Source organism: Nostoc sp. DedQUE02 (assembly GCF_034531035.1).
GTDB lineage: Bacteria > Cyanobacteriota > Cyanobacteriia > Cyanobacteriales > Nostocaceae > Nostoc.
Genome location: NZ_JAVRBY020000001.1, coordinates 413,763 through 432,206, shown reverse-complemented (window position 1 = coordinate 432,206; position 18,444 = coordinate 413,763). Strand labels below are relative to the sequence as shown.

The following is an 18,444-nucleotide window of genomic DNA, read 5'->3' as shown; positions in this document are numbered from 1 at the left end:
CTACAACAGTTTTAGATGCAAATATTTTATCGATAATCTTGACTTTGAATGCTTCCTAAACGAGCAGCATCACGAATGTTGTAGTCAGCACGGGTAAAGCGATTTAGCTGCATTTCAAAAAAGTCTCGATTAGCTTGTAAATGCTTAGGATTTTGGTCATCTAAAGGATATAAAAGTGCGGTTCGCAAAGCTTGAATTACCGCAGAAGTGACACAATACATTGAGCGTTGAAAACTTACTCCCAACTGAATCAACATATCTTCTTCACCCCGGCAATGTTGGCTGTAGTAATCAACAAGATATGGTGGCAAAAAATGCAACATATCTTGCATTAATAATGTCGGAGGAATGCCAGCAGTACCTACTGGAAATACATCAGCGTAAAGAATACCAAAGTGAAAGTCTTTCTGGTCTGCCGGTACTTGACGTGCTTGAGCATTATAAGATTTTGTCCCTCGGAAAGGTGCAGTGCGGTAGAAAACTGCTTCTACATAAGGTAATGCCGCTTCATATAGCCACATGAAACCCTTGGATTTGGGGATAATTTCGTAGCATTCACCACGAATATAAACGTGATGGTAAATCGGACGACCTGCGATCGCAAATATACCATTAACTATGAAACTCATCGCCTCTGGGACACTGGTAATAGTACCTTCGTCATAGCGGTCTGACATTTCAAAGAAGACTGGGGCCATGATTTCCCAGAATAAACCCAGGTTAGCGTAGTATGACATCTGGCGGCACTGTTCCAAAAACATATCGGGGAACAGCTTGTAAAGCCCCAGCATCACGGGGTTCCCTTGGAAGTAAGCTTTAATTGCCCTGTCGGCGTTGGCTTTGTATTCTTCAGAATCTAGGTAAGGGTCAAATTGTCCACCCATCCCTCTGTGCCACAACATCGCCCGCATACAAGCTTCCGCAAATTCCATGTTAATGCGATCGTGGAACAAGTGATGGAATAACTTCGGCATTTTGAAAGTTTCACCTTTCTCGATAAATGCTAAAAGTTCTGGATGTGCAGTAGCTTCGCCGCGCCAAATTCGTAAATCGGCATCATCGCCAGCGTAATGATTATGCAATTCTAAATACTCTTTGGGTAAGAAGTATTTGAAGAAGGGAAGCGGGTTTAAAAATTCGCGTTCGGCAATATAAAGTAGGTCACGCCAGTAGAAATCCATCGGTACAGCATAAGCTTTGTATAAACCGATGATTTGCATCAAATTTTCTGGAGTATCGGGTAACATTGCACCGCCAGCTTCTAAGCGATGAATTACATCGGCAAATTCGTGAGTAGAAGGAGGTAATTTAATTGCTGTTTTAATTGCTGTCATGGTAATCGTAAATTGGTAGAGACGCGATTTATCGCATCTAGGGGGATAAGTTTTGAGACGGGATAAATCGCCGTCTCTACAAGTGTTTTGATGTATTTTCTATTTCAGGGCGACTTCAGAGATTACGGTTTTTTCTAAGGATGGAATTGCAGCCACCATTGTTGTAGTTGTAGATTCACTCCAACGTACTAACCAAGTGGGTTGTACTCCCAAAAAGATGATAAAAGCTGCCAAAATTAAAGCTGGTATTTTCTCAGACCAAAGGACTTTGGGATAGTAGGCTAAGTTATCGAGTCTGCCAAAACAAGTGCGGTTGAGGAGGATGACAAAATAAACTGCGGTTAATCCACTAGCGACTACACACAAAATTGTCGGAATGGGAAAGACAGAGAAACTACCTTGAAAGACGATAAATTCCGCGATAAATCCTGTTAAACCGGGAATACCTGCACTAGCCATTCCACTTAAAACTAGTAAGGCGCTAATTAGGGGTAAACCGCGTATAGGACTCATCAAACCATTGAGTTTATCTAATTCGCGAGTACCGACTTTGGCTTCTACAACTCCCACCAAGTGGAAAAGAATCGCCAGGATGATACCGTGGCTAAACATTTGGGCGACTGCACCAACGAGTGCTAAAGGAGTACTAGCAGCACCAGCTAGTAAGATGTAGCCCATGTGACCGACGGAACTGTATGCTACCATGCGCTTGATGTCTTTTTGAGAGATCGCAATTACTGCCCCATAGATGGCGCTAATTGCTCCCCAAATTGCCAGAGTCGGTGCAATAATACTCCAAGCATGGGGAAACATACCCAACCCAAATCGCAACAATCCATAAGTTCCTAGCTTTGCCAACACGCCACCGAGAAGAATGGCAATTGGTGCTGAAGCCTCAACGTAAGCATCAGGTAGCCAAGTATGGAAAGGAATTAAGGGAATTTTAATGCCAAAACCTAAAACTATTCCTGCTAGTAAAAGGATTTGTTTTGCTGTTGACAGATTTTCTGTAGAGACTGCATCAAAAGCAAAATTGGTAGAACCACTCAGCCACACCATACCCAAGAATGTTGCCAGAATTAAGGCTCCTGAAACAGCAGTATAAATCAGGAATTTCATCCCAGCATAACCCCGTTTTGCCCCTCCCCAAATGGAAATTAGTAAATAGAAGGGGATTAATTCTAGTTCGTAAAATAGGAAAAATAGCAGCAAATTCTCTGCGAGAAAAGCACCTGCGACTCCTCCGCTAACTAATAAAATCATCGAGTAGAATAGTCGGGGACGCTCAGTTTCTTGACTACTGCTGCAAATAGCAATCCAGGTGAGCAGGCTATTTAACACCAACATCAAGATAGAAAGCCCATCAACACCTAATTGATAGCTCAAGCCAAGGGTTTCATTCCAGGGTAAATACTCTTTAAATTGCATTCCTGGATTGCTAATATCAAATTTCAGCAGGATAAAAAGGTTCCAAAGGAAAACTATCCCCGAAAATATTAATGCTATTAAGCGAATGCGATTTTTAGGAATATTTGCAGGTAATATTGCTATAAAAATAGCCGTTAAAATTGGAAGCCAAATCAAAACACTTAACATGGTAGTTTGGGATTTTATCAAAGGGGGAATTGTTATCAATACCTCGGAATTTGTAGCAGAATTGCGATGAAGTGTATTTCCAGGTAGAACCTGGAAACAAGATTAAGAACAAAAAGCTAATTTACTAGACTGATTCTTCCAGTATCTAAATCGTAATAACCACCGACTATTTTCAGCTTTTCTGCTTTGATTAACTCAGATAAAACTGTTGATGATTTCAATTTTTCAACTTGCGCCAAAATATTTGCTTTACAAGCATTTTCTAACTTATCTCCTGATTTATCTTTGGAGCTTTCTACACTTGGTTTAATAGCTTCGAGCAAACTTCCAATTTGTCCAGGTACTGGATCGCCTTTCATCGCCGCTTGTACCGCACCACATCTTTCATGCCCCATTACCATAATGACTTTAGTGCCTAATACTAAGCTACCAAATTCTAAACTACCAATTTGCTGTGTTGTGGCAATATTACCAGCTATCCGGCAGACAAATAAATCTCCAAGTCCTTGGTCAAAAACAATCTCTGAAGGTACTCGTGAATCTGCACAACCAAGAATAGAAGCAAAGGGCTTTTGACCTTTGGCAACTTCGACTAAACGTGAATGATTTTGGTTAGGATTGCGACGTTTTGCTTTAACAAACCGATCGTTTCCATCTAATAACTCTTGCAATACCTTGTCAGGTGTAAGATCATCTGGAGCTGATTTTGTTTCGGCTGCAAGTAAGTTAGAACTAAGTCCGGCTGTCAATACACCTGTACCGATCGCACCTGCACCAAACTTCAATAAACCTCTTCTAGAAACATTGATTTGGGGACGTTGTATGCTCATGAAATTCTCCTCACAATATTAAATTTTCGATTTTTAGTAGGATAATTACTGCTATCCAAGTGTCGAGATTTGAAAAACCAAATTTAAAAACTGCATTCCCCAAAATTGCCAAGTTACCCACATTCCTAAAAGACTCACTCCTAAAAGGACGGTGAAGGCATAAAATTGGGTTTGCCCTGAGGTGCTGTATTTGAGACCTTCGCCACCTAATAGCGAAAATAAACCAACGAAGTTAACGATGCCATCGACTACAAAGCGGTCAATCATATCGGCAAGTTGGGAAATTTTAGCAACTCCAAAAATTATGGTCATTTTATAGAGTTTGGGGGTGTAAAAGTCGTACGCGATTAAGTCTTGTAAACCTTGCCAAGGCAAACGAATCGGTTTAGGAATATTGCCTAAATAAATCACGCCAGTTATACTGCAACCAAAAATACTCGACCAAATTAAAAGCAGTGCGACATCTTTATTTAGGTTTACCCAATCGGGTAAAAGTGATAAGCTTTGCAACACTAAAGGAAGATGTAGACTGACACCGAGTAAAATCATCATTGGCATAACCATTGGCCAGTGGGCTTCAGGCGATCGCTCACTCATTTGTGTAGCTTTACCGCCAAAAATTAAACTGAATTCTCTAGTCAAACTCACGGCTGTTAAAGCATTTACCGCTATCACTACTCCCACTAACCAAGATTGCGTTTCCCACAACCCATCTGCTAGTTCCATCAAGGCCCAAAAGCTACCTAAAGGTGGAAAACCAATTAATCCCAAAGTCCCGATGATAAAAGCGATCGCAGAAATCGGGCGACGTTTCCACAATCCGCCTAATTGGGTGACATCTTGGGTGATGCTGTTCCAGATAATTCCCCCAGTACTCATCACCAACAGGGCGGCGGATATGGCATGGGTGAGTACTAACAATAGCGCCGCTTCGTCTTGTTGCGTTCCCACAGCGATGAATACTAAACCCATGTATGCGCTGACAGAATAAGATTGGCAGCGTTTAAGATCGATTTGAGCGATCGCAATTAAAGAAGCACCTAGCGCTGTCACTACCCCAATGACTACCATCGCGGAAGAAATTATGGGCGACAGGCTTAACACAGGTTGCAGTTTAATCAGCACCCATGCACCACTAGCTACTACTACAGAGTTCCGCAAAATTGTACTGGGAACCGGGCCTTCCATCGCTTCATCCAACCACAGATGCAGGGGGAACTGGGCACATTTACCCATTGGCCCAGCAATTAAGGCTAAACCTACGAGTGCCATAGTTATTGGGTTGACGTTAGCAGTAGCCGCCCATTCAGCTAATTCTGGATAATTCCAAGTTCCAGCTAAAGGCCATAATGCCAACACGCCCATCAGCAAGAATAAGTCTCCCACCCGCTTGGTTAAAAAAGCATCTCTTGCGCCTGAGACTACCAAAGGCTGGCTAAACCATAAGCCGACTAGTAGATAGGTTCCCAGCGTCAGGACTTCCAAAATTACATAACTGAAGAACAAGTTATTACACAGAACAAGGGCACATAGTCCCGCTTCAAATAATCCCAACAAAGAATAGAAGCGTCCCCAACCCCAATCCATCTCCATGTAGCCGATCGCATAAATCTGCGCCAGCAAATTCAAACCGGTAATGACAACCAAAGCCCCAACACTAATTGAGGAAATTTCTAAAGCAATGGTTAGGTCTAAACCAGCCGTAGACAACCAAGGAATAAATACTTCTTGGGGTGGATGATTCCAAGTTGCTTGTAAACTGATCGCACTATGTACAAACGCCAAAAATGTCATCACCAAGTTGACATAACCTGCCGGTCTTGGCCCTGTTTTCCGAATGATCCCCGGCGACCAAGGCACGGCTAACAAGCCACCTATTAAGGCATAGCACGGAACTAGCCAAACAGTCTCAAGTAGAAACTGAGCCATGAACTTACCTCTATATTTTCATCAAAGATTTTGGGTTTTGAATCAACTAGCGTTGATCCCTGATACCCAGCAGTGTGTATCACAAGCTACGCTTACACACATAATCCAAATTTATCTTTATTTAATTTTCTTAAAAATAGCTTACCGTTATATCTGCCCAAATGGAATTACTTTATCTAAATAAATCTAAGATGATTCCTCTAATTAATTCTTATATAAGAATCAACTATTTAATTAACGAATCATAGCTATGGATTGTTATCTATGAAGTGAGAGTGGCATTCATCAATCGTTATGATTAGTTTTATGAATAGAAATCAGAATCATGAGCATTATCGTCTTCGGTAGCATCAATATAGACTTGGTAGCAATAACACCCCGCTTGCCAGTTGCAGGAGAAACTTTGCTAGGAGAAGACTTTTTTAAAGTTTCGGGAGGTAAAGGAGCCAATCAAGCCGTAGCATTAGCAAAATTAGGAATTTCTACTTATATAGTGGGGCGCGTCGGTGCAGACGATTTTGGTACGGAACTTGTTAACAATTTGCAAACATCTGGTGTGCAGACTGATAAGATTTTTGTGGATGAAACTGTTAGTTCTGGAGTCGCGATGATCGCCGTGAGTCATACTGGTGAAAATCAAATCGTCGTCATTCCTGGTGCAAATGGGCGTGTCGATCGAGACGATGTAGAGCGACTATCCCACTTTTTACCGTCAGCGACAGCACTACTTTTACAACTAGAAATTCCGCTTACTGCCGTAGTTGCTGCTGCTCAAGTGGCACGACGTGCAAACATAAAAGTAATTCTCGATCCAGCACCCGCACAATCGAATTTACCAGATGATCTGTATCTATTGGTAGACATTATTACACCCAATGAAGTTGAAGCAGCTCAGTTAGTGGGTTTTCCTGTGGATGGAGAAAAACAAGCCGCCAAAGCAGCTGCGGTTTTGTTGCAACGGGGTGTGAAATGTGCGATCGTCAAACTAGGTTCTAAGGGTGTTTTTTGTGCCACTGCTGAGGAAAACTTTTTTGTACCCGCATTTCCAGTTCATGTAGTTGATACAGTAGCTGCTGGCGATGCTTTCAATGGTGGTTTAGCGGCGGCACTTTTTGAAGGACTTTCTTTGCATCAGGCAGTTGTTTGGGGTGCAGCCGCAGGTGCTTTAGCAGCGACAAAACCAGGCGCACAAACTTCGCTACCAGATAGGGTTACATTTGATGCATTTCTTCAGGAAAGGGGAGTAGTGTAGAGACCGCGACTAATCGCCTCTGTAGTAGGGAGTTGCAGCAAGTTTTTCCCCAATCCCTAATCCCTATTTACCAATATCTTCATTCCAAAGGTCAGGATTAGTTTCAATAAACTCACTCATCATTTGTTCGCATTCGTCGAGATTAAGATCAATTACATCCACACCGTGAGATACCATAAATTCTTTAGCACCAGGAAAAGTTTTGGATTCTCCAGCAATGACTTTTTTAATGCCAAATTGTACCACTGCCCCAGCGCAGAGGTAACACGGCATTAAAGTTGAATAGAGTGTTGTCCCTCTATAACTGCCAACTCTTCCAGCATTGCGGAGACAATCGATTTCGGCGTGAGTAACAGGATCGGCATCTTGCACGCGTTTATTATGTCCTCTGCCGAGAATTTTGCCATCCTTGACGAGAACCGAACCAATAGGAATTCCACCTTCTTGTCTGCCTTGTTTTGCTTCTTGAATAGCAACTTCCATAAATTCATCCATATAATTCTCCTTTTATGTCAAAACAACTTGTATTAATGGATCATGATGGCGGTGTAGATGATTATTTAGCAACTATGCTGCTGTTGACGATGGATCATATTGAACTCCTTGGTGTTGTCGTCACTCCAGCAGATTGTTATGTTCAACCAGCTGTTAGCGCCACACGTAAAATTATCGATTTGATGGGATTTTCTCATATCCCGGTAGCAGAAAGCACTGTGCGCGGTATCAATCCATTTCCTACTCTCTATCGCCGTGATTCGTTTATCGTTGACCATCTCCCCATTCTCAATCAAAGGGAAACCATCACTACGCCTTTGCTTACCGAAACAGGTCAAGATTTTATGATACAGGTGTTACGTGACGCATTAAGCCCCGTAACATTGATGGTAACTGGCCCTTTGACCACGGTAGCCGCAGCTTTAGACAAAGCACCAGACATTGAAGCCAAGATTCACAAAATTGTCTGGATGGGGGGAGCGTTAAATGTTGCTGGCAATGTGGAAAAAAGCCTGGAAGCAGGACAAGATGGTTCCGCCGAATGGAATGTTTATTGGGATGCGGTTTCAGCAGCGCGGGTATGGCAAACCCAAATTGAAATTATTATGTGTCCTTTGGATTTGACTAACAATGTCCCAGTTACATCGGAGTTAGTATACAAAATGGGACGGCAACGCCACTATCCCATCTCTGATTTAGCCGGACAATGTTATGCACTAGTTATCCCCCAAGATTATTATTTTTGGGATGTCCTAGCAACAGCTTATCTGGGACATCCAGAATTTTATCAATTGCACGAGTGGGAAACAGAAATCATCACCACTGGTCTTAGTCAGGGACGTACTAAAGTAGTTCCTGGTGGTCGGAAAATTTATGCGATGGATAAAGTAGATAAAGAGGCTTTTTATGCTTACATCTTGCAGCAATGGGCAAGATAAAAACTAAAAATTAAACTTAAAAGTTAGCTGTGTTGAGAAATTACGACTATAGTTGGTTGCATTGTCTTTTCTTAACTCTGCTTTACTTTATGATAAACAACTACTATGGAATATGAGCAAATTAAGTATGAATTAAAAAACTCCGCTACCTTGAAGCTTTTACGAAGCGATAACGCCGCTCTAATTCTGAGTTTTTTTTACAACCAGTTTAAGGTAACTCAGCGCATTTCTATTACTCAAGAAGAGTTAGAAACTAAACTGGGTAACTATCTGGAGTTTCTGCAAGACATTTATCCAGATTTTGATCGTCGATCGCCTAAACAATATCTCAGCCAATGGTGTGATGACCAGCTTTTGAGGAAAACGTTTAACAGCAGTGATGATCCAGTATTTACACTAACTCCGGCTGCTGAGAAAGCGATCGCGTGGTTAGAAGACCTGAAGCAGCGAGAAGAGTTTGTGGGAACTGAATCTCGCTTCTTGCAAATTTTCTCACTATTAAAGGAAATTCGCGATCGCAGTACTACGGACATTGAGACACGAATTACTCAACTGGAACAGGATCGCGATCGCATTCAACAAGAAATTGACCAGATTCGTCAGACAGGAGTGGTTGATCCTTACAACCCGACACAACTGCAAGAACGTTTTCGTCTGGCAAACCAAGTCACCACTCAGTTAATCGCAGATTTTAGTGCAGTTGAGCAAAAATTTCGCAATTTAACTCGTACCGTACAAGAAGCGCAACTTCAGCAAGATACTCGCAAAGGATCAGTAATCAGTCGAGTGCTGGATGCAGATCAGGAATTGAAAGATTCTGAGCAAGGGCGCAGTTTCTATGCATTCTGGAATTTCCTGATGTCAACCAGTAACCGACAGGAACTAAAATCTCTGATTCAAAAGATTTATACTCTGGAAGAATTGCAGCCATTAACTCAGGAGTATGGATTACTGCGTCGGATTGAGCGCATTTTGATTGATAGAGGAGAATACATCGTGCAATCCAATCATCGACTGGCAGAAAAACTACGTCAGATGTTAGATGAACGTAATCTCATGGAAAATCGACGTGTGGCTGAACTGATTACTGAAGTGCAACGCCTTGCCTTACAAGTTGCAACTCTTGCGCCAGCAGAGCCAGATTTTTGGGTATTAGAAGGCGAACCAACCGTAAATCTGTTGATGGCACGTCCTTTGCATCCCCTGGAGGAGTCAGAAATGCCGACATTCTCAATGGATTTCAGTGATTTACCAGAAGTGATGCTGGATGAGGAAATTACTGCACTTTATCAACAGTTTTATGTAGATGAGGAGACCTTGGTACAACGCATTGAACGAACGCTCGAACAGCGAACAGAAATATTGCTGACAGAACTACTCCAACTCTATCCAGTCACGCAGGGATTACCAGAGATTGTTGCGTATCTGGCGATCGCCACTCAATCCGATCGCCATTTAATTAATACCAGTACAATTGAAGCGATCGTAATTACCAGCCTGGAGCCAGAAAAGCAGTTCCAGCTGACCTTACCACAAGTTATCTTTCACCGTTAACTGCCCAAAAAATGCAACCTCAACCGCCTCTACCCTATGCACACGTCATTCTCAAACTTTTGCGGGGAGCTATTTACAGTGATGATTCACATTGGGAGCAATTGCAAAGTTATTTAACTCCAGTTAAAGAATATTTTGGCAAGATTGGTCTGCAAGTCCGACATTACGAAACTGAAGGATTTGCCTACCTGGAACAACCCGATCCTGACCCGGAAGACCAATCTGAAGCTCTTCCCCGGCTAACCGCCCGCCATAAGTTGAGCTTTAATGTCACCATTTTATGCGTATTGCTGCGTGAGCAACTGCGACAGTTCGATGCCAGCGACGCTACAGGAAGATTGGTTCTTAGTATAGAAAAAATCCGAGATTTGTTACAACCCTACCTACCTGAAGGGAATAATGAGGAAAGATTTCGGCGCGAGGTAGATGGACTGGTGAAGCAGGCGATGGAATTAGGATTCCTAAAACGCCTATCTGGACAAGATGAAAATTACGAAGTGCGTCCCATCCTCAAAGCCAAAGTTGATGCTGATACCCTCGAACTCCTGAAACAAAAGTTAGCGGCTTATGCAACTCGTCCTGCCGATTGAACAAATGGATGATTTCAATGACAAAGCGCTGGCAGGTTTTTGCCTCCAACGCCTTGAAGTGCTGAATTGGGGAACCTTTGACCAACGCCCTTGGGTATTAGATTTGCAGGGAAATATTGCCTTGCTGACAGGAGCAAACGGCTCAGGAAAATCCACGTTGGTAGATGGATTGCTGACATTACTTGTTGCAAATCAACGCCGGAATTATAACCAAGCTTCCAGCATGACTGGCAAAAAAGAGCGGAATGAGAAAAGCTATGTTCAGGGAGCTTATGGTCGTACTCGTGCTGAAGAATCCTATGGCTCAAAACCTAAATTACTGCGAGACAAAGGAAAGCCTTCGGTGTTGCTTGGCTATTTTAGCGATCGCCTGAGCAAACAAGATGTGACGCTGGCACAGGTGCTATGGATGGAAGATGGCTCAGTGAAAAAGTTCTTTGTTGTTGCGGATGCCGAGTTAACAATCGCCTCCCATTTCACCCAATTTACTCGGATTGCAGACTTAAAAAAACAATTCAAAGCGCTCGGCGCAGAAACGTTTGATAAATTTGTGGACTATAGTCAGCAGTTTCGCAAACGCTTTGGTTTGGAATCTGAAAAAGCATTAGATTTATTCAATCAAACAGTCAGTATCAAAGAGATTGGTGGATTGAATGATTTTGTTCGCAATCACATGTTAGAGAAAGCGGATGTGCAAACAAAAATCCGTGAGTTGCAAGAAAGTTATGAGAATTTAACTATTTCCCATACTGCAATTCAGAATGCACGAAAACAGTTAGAGGCACTTTTGCCACTGACAGCAGAAGCAGAAAAATATACAAAACTGAAAAAAGAAGTTGCAAAGTATCAGGAATCTAAAGACGTTGCCCCTGCCTTCTTTGCTAGTAAGAAACTTGATTTGTTAACTCAAGAATTGCAAAAAATTGAACAACATTTGACTCAGTTGCAACATCAACGAGTCGAAAGCGATCGCCGCTTATCAGAACTGCGCGATCAAGATAAACAGTTATACTCCGCCATCGATAAAGATAGTGATGGGCAACGCTTACAGGAACTAACGCGGGAAATAAAGCAATGCCAGGATGAGGTTAAGACCAAACGCCGTCAGGCAGAGGACTACGATCGCCTCGCCCAACTTTTGAACCTTACTCAGTACACTGATAGCACCACTTTCTTCGCTAATAGAACCCAAGGAGAAGAACTTAAGCGCGAAATTGATACAGCGTTACAAAAATTAGAAGCACAACGAGATCAACAAATTTTGCTTCGCAGTGATTTGCAAAAACAGCAGGCTAAACTCAACGATGAGCTAGAATCGCTTCGCAGTCGCAAGAGTCAGATTCCTAAAAAGAATCTAGATATCCGCGATCGCCTTGCCCGTGACTTAAACTTAGATGATAGCGATCTGCCATTTGTCGGAGAACTCTTGCAAATCCGCAAAGAAGCACAGGAATGGGAAGGTGCGATCGAGCGACTACTCGGAGGGTTTGGTTTATCTGTTCTTGTTCCTGAAGCACAGTATCAAGCAGTTAATGCCTATGTAAATCAGACCGATCTGAAGGGACGTTTAGTTTACTATCGCGTTACTGCTTCAACTCCCAATCCAACACAACGCGCCCTCGAACCCCGTCAGGTTCGCCACAAGTTAGAAATCAAGCAAGATAATGGCAGATTCTCCCATTGGTTACACGATGAGTTAGTGCGCCAATTCAATTATGTCTGTTGCGATGAAGAACAGTTCCAGCATGAAATCCGCGCCATTACTCGCACTGGGCTGATGAAACATGGCAAAGAACGCCACGAGAAAGATGACCGATTTCGGATTAGCGATCGCAGCCAGTACATTCTGGGTTGGAATAATGCCAGCAAAATCAACGCGCTAGAAATTGACTTAATTCAGTTTAATAAACAACTTGCTCAAATTGAGAAAGAAATTCAATCGCTAAATAGTCAGCTTAAAAAGCGCCGTCAGCAAACATCCTCGCTGGAAAATTTCATGAGATTTACCGACTTCAGCGAAATTGATTGGCGATCGGTTGAATTAGAGTGTCAGAACCGACAGAAACAAAAGCAGCAGCTAGAAGCCAGTTCTGACCATCTTAAACAATTAAAAGCTCAACTTCAGTCAACCCAGGAAGAAATAGCCCAAGTTGAACAACGACGCGAAGCTTTGATTCGAGAAATTCAGACTTATGAAACTCGGCAACACCAAGCCAAAAATGAGCAAAACAAATGTCAAATTAAACTTCAATCTGTTGCTGTCTCAGACATTGATGAATTTGCGACGCGTATGGCGGTAAAACTTAGGCAGTACACGATGACACTAGAAGCGATCGCTCAAGATGAGTCAGACTTGCAAAAATACCTTGAGCAAGAACTTCGCCAAAGAGAGCGACAACAGGATGACTGCCGTAGCGCCTTAACTATACGAATGCTTAACTTTAAGAATGCTTTTCCTGAAATAACAGTAGAACTGGCAACAACGCTTGATTTTTTAGGCGAATATATTAAGCTAAAGACTCAAATTGAGCATGATGATTTACCTCGTTACGAAGAACGGTTTAAGCGTTTGATGACTGGGAAAGTTATTGAAGCAATTGTAGGGTTTAAGGGGCAATTGGAGAAACAAGAAGAAGAAATACAGGAAAATATTGATGAGCTAAATAAATCTTTACGACAAGTTGATTACACAGGTTCTACCTACATCGAGTTGTGTTATGAACCAAGCCGTAATCGGGAAATTCGAGATTTTAAGCAAGATTTAAACATTTGCTTGGGTGATGTTGCTCACCAAACTGCTGAAGACAACGAGCAACGTTTTCACAATATTCAAACTCGTCTCATTGAAAGGTTCCAATCACAGGAGCAACGTTGGACAAACTTAGTAACAGATGTCCGAAATTGGCTAGATTTTTCAGTAATTGAACGCTATCGTTCAGACAATATCGAAAAAGAACATCACACCGACTCATCAGGAAAATCTGGTGGGCAGAAAGTGAAATTAGCATACACTATTCTGGCATCAGCGATCGCTTATCAGTTTGGTTTAAATCAAGACACTGCAAAAAATAAATCCTTCCGGTTTGTGGTCATTGACGAAGCATTTAGTAAATCAGATGACAATAATGCTCGTTATGCAATGGAACTATTTAGAAACCTGAACCTTCAACTATTGGTCGTCACTCCCAAGGATAAAATTAATGTAATTGAGTCATACATTTCTAGTCTTCATTTTGTATCTAATACACTTGAAGGTAACTTCTCCAGTATTACTCCTATCTCAATTGAGAAATATCGGCAAAAGCGCCAGCTTCCCTTAAGTCAAAATCATGATTAGTCCTGTTCAAATTCTACAAAAAGCTGAACGTCTTTATCCATCGTTTCTCAGTTCAGTGATTACAGAAGATAACTTTTTTCCAATCGAGTTTTCAATTGGTTCTCTTCCTAAAGATTATCTTGCTTTACGAGAAGCTGTTACTCAGTTAATCAGCAAGTCTAAACAGGATTTAGGCTATGGCTACACAGTTGAACTGAAAACTCGCAAGCTCCATAAGCTTGGACAGCAGTCTTTGCCTCAACGCATTACTATAGACACAGAACAGGACTATTTAAAACTACTAAAAAAGCAGAAAGAATTCTTAAAATTCAAGGCAGATATAGAATTAATTCGCTCAGAAGTTCCTGAACTGAATTGCTGGCTTGATCGCAACCCTCTGAAAGTGATTGAATATAGTGATCGCTGGAGTGATTTACTAAAGGTTTGTCGATACTTTCAATGTAATCCACAACCTCATCTTTATATTCGAGAATTGCCTATTCAGATTGACACTAAATTTATTGAGCAGAATAAGGGTATCCTCCGTAATCTTTTAGAAGCTATTCTACCTGCTGAACTGCTTGGCTCAATAGAAGGTGAGAAAGAATGTACTTTTGAAAAGCGATTCTCTCTTAGGTATCGTGAGCCTCTCATCCGGTTGAGGATTTTAGATCAAGCATTAAAAGCTAACTATGAATTTCTGCTTTCCGACATAAGTACCCCTATTTCTGAATTCAAACAGCTTAATTTAAAAGGGCATCGCTTCTTTATTACTGAAAACTTGATGAGTTTTCTAAACCTACCTGCTTTAGAAAACAGCTTTGCGCTATTTGGTAGTGGATATGCTATTCAAACATTGAAATCTGTAAAGTGGCTGGCATATTGTCCCATCTTTTACTGGGGTGATTTGGATACTGATGGATTTAAGATCCTGTCTCAACTCCGCTCTTATTTCCCTCAAACTATTTCCATAATGATGGATGTAAAAACGTTTGAAACTTTTAAAGAATTTGCTGTTGCTGTTGCAGAATCAACTGCCGAAAACTTACTTTATCTCACTTCTGAAGAACAAGATTTATATTCCTATCTCTGTATTCGCAATAAACGCTTAGAACAAGAACATATTAGTCAATATTACGCCTATAAATATATACAGGGTTCGTGTGTTAGTATACCTGACTGAAGCAGTGAGCAAAATACTAAAAATCTACTTTCATATTAACAACTGATAAACTTTAAACCTAAGAGAATAGCCGCAATAGTTCCCGCCACAGAAATTTCACCTTGGGCAATTTTATCTAAAACTGATTCTACAGGAATTAATCCCACTTCAATCTCTTCTGTAATATCTAGTTGTTGCTCTCCAACTTTGCTCGTATTTTCTGCTAAAAATAAATGTATTTTATTGGTATCTTTACTCGGCTTATCGTATAAAGTTCCAATTTTTTTAAATTCTTGGGGAATATAACCAGTCTCTTCTCTCAGTTCTCTAATTGCTGCTATTTCTGGACTTTCTTTTGTTGGGTCGAAATTCCCTGCTGGCAGTTCCAAGAAAAATTCACCTACTGCGTGTCTATATTGCCGGACAAAAATAATTTCTCTATTACTAGTGATAGGTAAAACCATCGCAACGTCAGGCTTAATACTGACAAAATAATCATCTATAATTTTACCACTCGGTAATTCTATTTCATCTTGCCTCACCTTACACCAATAATGATCTAAGACCATTTTTGATCTCAAAATCTTCCATTTTTTTAAGTCATTCATAAATAAAAATAATGTATAAAAACTTCAGTCATCAAGCAATGAATGTAAAAAAGTATAACAGATGTATCCGATGATCTAAACTTTGAATTTACACTGATGGCAATATCATAACATGTATAAAAAAGATGAAAATAAATGTAAATTTATTTACAGTAAATAAGAGATTTCCGTTGACTATTAGTCGGGGCACAACGGCACAGACAACGAATGTGTGGGTGAAGATTTTATATGATGATATTGAAGGCTGGGGGGAAGCATCGCCATTTGGTGTAGGTAATCATCGGCAATCAACTGATGCAATCAAAGACGCACTACAGCAAGTTGTGCCACTGTTGCAAACATTCAGCCCCTTACAACGTCAGGAAATTGAGCAAGTTTTAATACAAAACCAGGTTCCTTCTGCTGCAAGAGCTGCCTTGGATATGGCAATGCACGACTGGTTGGGTAAGCGCGTAGGTTTACCTTTGTGGCAACTTTGGGGACTCGATCGCAATCAAATAGTCCCGACTTCTGTCACAATTGGGATTAATTCGCCTGAAGGCGCTAGAGCCAGAGCGCGAGACTGGTTACAATTTACAGATGTCCGTCTTTTCAAGGTGAAGCTAGGCAATCCAGATGGCATAGATGCAGATCAAAAAATGCTCTTAGCAGTGCGAGAAGAAGCACCCGAACTAGAATTTTTCGTTGATGCCAATGGGGGTTGGAGTTTAGAAAATGCGATCGCCATGTGCAATTGGCTGGCAGATTTGGGTATAAAGTATGTAGAACAGCCATTGCCACGGGGAGAAGAACCAAGTTTAGCAAAACTCAAACAACATTCTCCCTTGCCTATCTTTGTCGATGAAAGTTGTTTCACCAGCGCTGATATTCCCGATTTGGCAAATTACGTGGATGGCATTAATATCAAACTAATGAAATCAGGGGGGCTAACAGAGGCAATGCGAATGGTACATACAGCACGAGCATATCGGTTGCAAGTAATGTTCGGTTGCTATTCTGACAGTTTGCTAGCTAATACAGCAGCATTACAGCTAGCACCACTAGCTGATTATTTAGATTTAGATAGTCACCTGAACTTAATTGATGACCCTTTTACAGGTGCATTGCTAAAAGAAGGAAGAGTTTTGCCAAACGATTTATCAGGTTTGGGAGTAAAACACAGTGCGTCTACCATTTAATCAACGAGTAGCTATCTTGCTACATGAAGGAATTACTGGGACTCAAGGCAAAACAGGGTTAGCAATTTTACGTTACAGTGAAGCCCCAATCGTAGCCGTAATCGATCGCGAGTGTGCTGGTAAATCCCTACCAGAATTAACAGGTATCAAGCGTGATGTGCCGATTGTGGCATCGGTAGCCGCAGCCCTAGAGTATCAGCCGGAAGTTTTAGTAATTGGCATTGCCCCTAGTGGTGGTGCTGTACCAGATGATTACTGGCTGGAAATCAAAGATGCTCTAGAAACAGGAATGTCTTTGGTAAATGGTTTACATACACCAATGGCAAGTATCCCAGAATTAAATGCACTACTTAAACCAGGGCAACTAATTTGGGATGTCCGAAAAGAGCCGTCTAATATCAGCGTTGCTAGTGGAATGGCACGTACTCTTCCCTGTCGGCGGGTGTTGACAGTGGGAACCGATATGGCGATCGGTAAAATGTCAACTAGTCTAGAGTTACATTGGGCGTCAAAACTGCGGGGCTGGCGTTCTAAATTCCTCGCCACAGGGCAAACTGGGATGATGTTAGAAGGAGATGGTGTGGCTTTAGATGCCGTGCGGGTAGATTTTGCCGCTGGTGCTGTAGAACAGATTGTTATGCGCTATGGGAAAAACTACGACATCTTGCATATTGAAGGACAAGGTTCGCTGCTACACCCTGGTTCAACAGCAACTCTACCCCTAATCCGTGGTTCGCAACCAACCCAACTGCTGTTAGTACATCGGGCGGGACAAGTTCATGTACGCAATCATCCCCATGTCATAATTCCACCTTTATCAGAGGTGATTCGGCTTTATGAAACTGTTGCTAATGCTGGTGGTGCTTTTGGAAGTGTTTCTGTAGCGGGTATAGCACTGAACACAGCCCATTTAGATGAATCTGCGGCTCAGGAAAGCATCGCTCAAACAATAGCAGAAACGGGGCTACCTTGCACTGATGTAGTCCGCTTTGATGCCAATGTGCTTTTGGATGCGGTGATGAAAAATTAGGTTTTTTAAAAATGTTTTAACGCTGAACTCCTTCAGGAGAACTGCTTCCAACACCGGAAGAAGTAGCACAACAAAAGAAGTAATATCAATTCTCTATGAAGCTGCACTTAATAAAGCAGACAGGATATAGTTATACCAATTCAAAATTCAAAATTCAAAATTCAAAATTAGGGAAGCTAGACAGAACAAAGGTTTGGGAGTATGTATCTGTCGCATTCTTTTTTAAAATTGGTATTACATCTACAAATAGAAGCGATCGCATTTCCATCCATTGAGCCATTCATCGTCATGACAGCTAAAACTTTTTTTAAACTTATTGCTCCAATAACCGTTACTTTCGCACCTCGATAAAACAATAGGGTTCAGTTAAGGCTTATTGATGTAGATCATTGCTCTTTTAAGACGCGATAAATCGCGTCTCTACATCTGGATTTTGGGCTTATCTGAACTGTATTGCTCTATAAAATGGTTTTAAACCATACACTATACAGCCCACAAGGACTTCTATAGGACTCATATTTGATTTCTGAAAAAATTCGGTATACCTTAATCTTCGGAAATCCTCTTGCCTATTAAGCCAAGTGATTTCAGTCATCAAACCGGATTGCTATAGCATGAGTTCGTGTTAAACC

At 41.5% G+C, this 18,444-nt stretch carries 14 protein-coding genes; 8 read left to right on the top strand and 6 right to left on the bottom strand.

The features are described 5' to 3' along the window. Positions 1-26: 26 nt before the first annotated feature. From RMX98_RS01835 to RMX98_RS01820, 4 genes are all read right to left on the bottom strand, one after another. Entirely contained in the window at positions 27-1,334 is a 1,308-nt protein-coding gene (locus RMX98_RS01835) for a CO2 hydration protein (RefSeq protein ID WP_322680584.1), read from the bottom strand. A gap of 99 nt (positions 1,335-1,433) precedes the next feature. Continuing rightward, positions 1,434-2,930: an NADH-quinone oxidoreductase subunit M gene (locus RMX98_RS01830; RefSeq protein ID WP_322680585.1), complete on the bottom strand. Its 1,497-nt coding sequence runs from the start codon at positions 2,928-2,930 to the stop codon at positions 1,434-1,436. 116 nt (positions 2,931-3,046) lie between these two features. Continuing rightward, positions 3,047-3,760, bottom strand: a complete 714-nt coding sequence (locus tag RMX98_RS01825) for a carbonic anhydrase (RefSeq protein ID WP_322680586.1) — start codon at positions 3,758-3,760, stop codon at positions 3,047-3,049. A 51-nt stretch (positions 3,761-3,811) separates the two neighbouring features. Beyond that, positions 3,812-5,689 (bottom strand): NAD(P)H-quinone oxidoreductase subunit F, encoded by a 1,878-nt coding sequence (locus RMX98_RS01820; protein WP_322680587.1) that lies wholly within the window; start codon positions 5,687-5,689, stop codon positions 3,812-3,814. Between the two features lie 325 nt (positions 5,690-6,014). Here RMX98_RS01820 and rbsK point away from each other — a divergent pair, with 325 nt between their 5' ends. After that, positions 6,015-6,941, top strand: coding sequence for a ribokinase (gene rbsK / locus RMX98_RS01815; RefSeq protein WP_322680588.1), 927 nt, complete (start codon positions 6,015-6,017; stop codon positions 6,939-6,941). A 63-nt stretch (positions 6,942-7,004) separates the two neighbouring features. On the opposite strand, the gene RMX98_RS01810 is transcribed toward rbsK, so the two are convergent. Continuing rightward, a complete protein-coding gene (locus RMX98_RS01810; protein ID WP_322680589.1) occupies positions 7,005-7,436 on the bottom strand; it encodes a nucleoside deaminase in 432 nt (143 codons plus the stop codon). 14 nt (positions 7,437-7,450) lie between these two features. Between RMX98_RS01810 and RMX98_RS01805 the strand changes: the two genes are divergently transcribed. The 5 genes from RMX98_RS01805 to RMX98_RS01785 all read left to right on the top strand — a co-directional run bounded on the left by RMX98_RS01805 (position 7,451) and on the right by RMX98_RS01785 (position 15,017). Further along, a complete protein-coding gene (locus RMX98_RS01805) occupies positions 7,451-8,374 on the top strand; it encodes a nucleoside hydrolase (protein ID WP_322680590.1) in 924 nt (307 codons plus the stop codon). Positions 8,375-8,479: 105 nt separating this feature from the next. Further along, entirely contained in the window at positions 8,480-9,928 is a 1,449-nt protein-coding gene (locus RMX98_RS01800; RefSeq protein ID WP_322680591.1) for a DUF3375 domain-containing protein, read from the top strand. An 11-nt stretch (positions 9,929-9,939) separates the two neighbouring features. Next, positions 9,940-10,518, top strand: coding sequence for a DUF4194 domain-containing protein (locus RMX98_RS01795; protein WP_322680592.1), 579 nt, complete (start codon positions 9,940-9,942; stop codon positions 10,516-10,518). Then, entirely contained in the window at positions 10,496-13,855 is a 3,360-nt protein-coding gene (locus RMX98_RS01790; RefSeq protein ID WP_322680593.1) for an ATP-binding protein, read from the top strand. Before RMX98_RS01795 ends, RMX98_RS01790 begins: the two co-directional genes overlap by 23 nt. Next, the gene (locus RMX98_RS01785) at positions 13,848-15,017 is read left to right on the top strand and encodes a Wadjet anti-phage system protein JetD domain-containing protein (RefSeq protein WP_322680594.1); all 1,170 of its coding nucleotides are present in this window, start codon (positions 13,848-13,850) and stop codon (positions 15,015-15,017) included. Before RMX98_RS01790 ends, RMX98_RS01785 begins: the two co-directional genes overlap by 8 nt. A gap of 35 nt (positions 15,018-15,052) precedes the next feature. Here RMX98_RS01785 and RMX98_RS01780 read toward each other — a convergent pair whose 3' ends face one another. Then, a complete protein-coding gene (locus tag RMX98_RS01780; RefSeq protein WP_322680595.1) occupies positions 15,053-15,604 on the bottom strand; it encodes an NUDIX hydrolase in 552 nt (183 codons plus the stop codon). A gap of 125 nt (positions 15,605-15,729) precedes the next feature. On the opposite strand from RMX98_RS01780, the gene RMX98_RS01775 reads away from it, so the two are divergent. Both RMX98_RS01775 and RMX98_RS01770 read left to right on the top strand, forming a co-directional pair. Next, positions 15,730-16,782: a dipeptide epimerase gene (locus RMX98_RS01775; protein ID WP_322680596.1), complete on the top strand. Its 1,053-nt coding sequence runs from the start codon at positions 15,730-15,732 to the stop codon at positions 16,780-16,782. Further along, complete coding sequence (locus RMX98_RS01770; protein WP_322680597.1) at positions 16,766-17,812, top strand: DUF1611 domain-containing protein; 1,047 nt, start codon at positions 16,766-16,768, stop codon at positions 17,810-17,812. Before RMX98_RS01775 ends, RMX98_RS01770 begins: the two co-directional genes overlap by 17 nt. Positions 17,813-18,444: the final 632 nt, after the last annotated feature.

Coding starts and splice junctions, on each gene's coding strand:
- RMX98_RS01820 (WP_322680587.1), bottom strand. CDS start 5,689: ATGGCTCAGTTTCTACTTGAGACTGTTTGGCTAGTTCCGTGCTATGCC.
- RMX98_RS01805 (WP_322680590.1), top strand. CDS start 7,451: ATGTCAAAACAACTTGTATTAATGGATCATGATGGCGGTGTAGATGAT.
- RMX98_RS01790 (WP_322680593.1), top strand. CDS start 10,496: ATGCAACTCGTCCTGCCGATTGAACAAATGGATGATTTCAATGACAAA.
- RMX98_RS01795 (WP_322680592.1), top strand. CDS start 9,940: ATGCAACCTCAACCGCCTCTACCCTATGCACACGTCATTCTCAAACTT.
- RMX98_RS01830 (WP_322680585.1), bottom strand. CDS start 2,930: ATGTTAAGTGTTTTGATTTGGCTTCCAATTTTAACGGCTATTTTTATA.
- RMX98_RS01800 (WP_322680591.1), top strand. CDS start 8,480: ATGGAATATGAGCAAATTAAGTATGAATTAAAAAACTCCGCTACCTTG.
- RMX98_RS01775 (WP_322680596.1), top strand. CDS start 15,730: ATGAAAATAAATGTAAATTTATTTACAGTAAATAAGAGATTTCCGTTG.
- RMX98_RS01810 (WP_322680589.1), bottom strand. CDS start 7,436: ATGGATGAATTTATGGAAGTTGCTATTCAAGAAGCAAAACAAGGCAGA.
- RMX98_RS01825 (WP_322680586.1), bottom strand. CDS start 3,760: ATGAGCATACAACGTCCCCAAATCAATGTTTCTAGAAGAGGTTTATTG.
- RMX98_RS01785 (WP_322680594.1), top strand. CDS start 13,848: ATGATTAGTCCTGTTCAAATTCTACAAAAAGCTGAACGTCTTTATCCA.
- rbsK (WP_322680588.1), top strand. CDS start 6,015: ATGAGCATTATCGTCTTCGGTAGCATCAATATAGACTTGGTAGCAATA.
- RMX98_RS01780 (WP_322680595.1), bottom strand. CDS start 15,604: ATGAATGACTTAAAAAAATGGAAGATTTTGAGATCAAAAATGGTCTTA.
- RMX98_RS01835 (WP_322680584.1), bottom strand. CDS start 1,334: ATGACAGCAATTAAAACAGCAATTAAATTACCTCCTTCTACTCACGAA.